Source organism: Nonomuraea sp. NPDC003709 (assembly GCF_040610775.1).
In the GTDB taxonomy this organism is placed as follows: Bacteria; Actinomycetota; Actinomycetes; order Streptosporangiales; family Streptosporangiaceae; genus Nonomuraea; species Nonomuraea angiospora_A.
Window position 1 is genome coordinate 1 of the sequence record NZ_JBEXMW010000079.1, and the last position, 2,624, is coordinate 2,624.

Below are 2,624 nucleotides of genomic sequence, written 5' to 3' on the forward strand. Positions count from 1 at the left end.
AAAGGACAGCGGCGGGAAAGCCTGGAAATATCCACGAAGGTGTTCTGGCCCACCGGGCCGGGCGGGCCCAATGACAAAGGTCTGGGCCTTCCGTTATATTCTTTATAAAAGTGTTTAGCAGTTGGGAATCGTTGACAATTTAAAAATTTGTCTGCAGCTTCTTTTCTTTTAGTCTAAAATAGAGGTTAATAACTAACAGGGGAATTACTAAATGATCAAACCCGAAAAGACAATCAATGGAACCAAATGGATTGAAACGATTCAAATCAATGCCGAAGAACGGGCAACCCTCGAAGATCAGTATGGCATCGATGAAGATATTATTGAGTACGTCACTGATAATGATGAAAGTACTAATTATGTTTATGATATCAATGAGGACTACCAATTATTCATCTTTCTGGCGCCGTATGCCCTCGACAAAGATGCGCTGAGATACATTACCCAGCCATTTGGCATGTTGCTCCATAAGGGCGTTTTATTCACGTTTAATCAAAGCGGCATACCTGAAGTCAACACGGCACTTTACTCGGCATTGGATAATCCCGAGGTTAAGAGCGTCGATGCATTTATTCTGCAAACACTGTTTACAGTTGTTGTCAGTTTTATCCCAATTTCTCGCGCCATTACCAAGAAACGCAACTATTTGGATAAAATGTTGAACCGGAAGACGAAGAACAGTGACTTGGTTTCACTTTCATATCTTCAACAGACGTTGACCTTTTTGTCCAGCGCGGTCCAAACCAATCTCAGTGAACTCGATCGTTTGCCAAAGACCCATTTTGGTGTCGGTGCTGACCAAGATAAAATTGATTTATTCGAAGACGTGCAAATTGAAGGAGAACAGGTCCAACGGATGTTTGAGATTGAAACCCAAGTCGTTGACCGAATCGATCATACCCTCAACAGCCTTGCTAATAACAACCTGAACGATACAATGAAATTTTTGACAATTTGGTCACTGACCATGGCTGTGCCAACGATCATTACCGGATTCTATGGGATGAACGTGAAGAAACTCCCGTTAGCCGGGATGCAAGATGCTTGGATGCTGACTTTGGGGATTTCTGTCGCCTTGATTGTGGCGATGCTGATTATGCTGAAGTTCTGGCGGAAGATGTGATGGGTGAGTGACTTGCTGCTGGGTGGGGGACTTTTTTGGAATGTGTATAGTTGAGCAGTTATGCTATTTTGAGCACCCTTCGGCTTCTGAAATACGCTCCGACGACCCTGACCCCGGCCACATAAGACAAAAAATCCAGTAGCGAACGTTTTTTGTTCGTTACTGGATTTTCTGCCTTATGCTCTGGGGTCAACCCGGGTCTTGTCACGTGTTGGTGATCTATTAGGTATCAACTATCTAGGCACACACACCATGCGTAAAACAGGCGCTTATCGGGTCTATACGCAGTCAAACTATAATATTGGTTTAGTGATGAATTTATTAAACCATTCAAGTGAAGCTATGACCTTAACGTATCTTGGATTAGATCAAGCTAGTCGAGAAACGATGTTAGACCAAATTGATTTTGGGTAATGAATGTTTAGAACTTAGTAGTCGTCCAAAAACGACTACTTTTTTTGTTGAATCGTCCTTGGACGATTCGATGCTTTTGACTTGTAAGAACAGGATTGAATGAAGCCATACTGTTCGCATATTTTTAGTGGATGAACAAACAAAATACGAGAGATTTTTTGTTCGTTCATCCAAAAAGAGGGACGATTTCGGAAGAAGAAAATCGTCCTTTTTTTTCTTCTTTTTGTATGACAAAAAGAAAGATCTTTTGCCCATTTTATTTTTATAAAATGGGTAGGTGGCGTTTGCGTAAAGCAAATCGACACAATCCAAAGGGGATAAAAGGGGAAAGTGAAACTTCCCCCTTTTCAAGCCACATTGTAATACAAGAACGAAGTAATTTGTATTACAATGTGATAGCTTACAGCAGTATTTATGGGTTTATATTTGCTATTTTGTTGTGAGGATTGTAACCGAATAGGGCGCAATGCTTATTACAAAATCAATGACAAAGGGCGATTGAGGAATGAGCGCTGGGGCATTTTATCTTTGAGGAAGTTCTTGATGGATCAGAAAAATGTATCACAAATTGAAACAAAGACTCACTCATTTAAGAGACGCTACTAGCATGAAATTTTGTTGTTGCGATAAGCAACTTCTGATACACGATTTTTAGCCATTACATCACTCGTTTTTAGAGTGATGTGTAAGTGCGCATTGCACTCTTTTTTTACGAAACAAGCCGACCAGCGTTTGAAACTTTTTAGTTTTTCATCATTCTATTTTAAAACGCTCTAAAACTCGATTTAAGCGACTTTAATTCGAAACTGTCTATTTGTTCAAAGGGAACATTAAGAATGCTTAAACGAGCTTTTAAGTGGGTTTAAAGTGATTTTGAATTGAATAGCTTGTTTTAAGTTGTAAAAAAACAAGTTAAACAAAGTATAGGTTTTCCATTTAAGGGTTGTTAGGGCTTGCCCTGACCGTCTGTAAGACGCTTGATTGCAAAGTATGAGTATTTAGCTAGTCAAATAGTTAAAACAGCGTATACGAGCAATTAGAGGGAATCCAAGAAAGTCCTAAGAGAGGGTTTGATCTTTTCTTTTAG

General features: G+C 39.8%; 2 protein-coding genes. Both read left to right on the forward strand.

Features of this window, described 5'->3' with window-relative positions; translation table 11 throughout:
• Nucleotides 1-211: 211 nt before the first annotated feature.
• Nucleotides 212-1,123: a magnesium transporter CorA family protein gene (locus tag ABZX61_RS65700; RefSeq protein ID WP_010891392.1), complete on the forward strand. Its 912-nt coding sequence runs from the start codon at nt 212-214 to the stop codon at nt 1,121-1,123.
• A 545-nt stretch (nt 1,124-1,668) separates the two neighbouring features.
• Nucleotides 1,669-1,980, forward strand: a complete 312-nt coding sequence (locus ABZX61_RS65705) for a hypothetical protein (protein ID WP_354792033.1) — start codon at nt 1,669-1,671, stop codon at nt 1,978-1,980.
• The last annotated feature ends 644 nt before the right edge of the window (nt 1,981-2,624 follow it).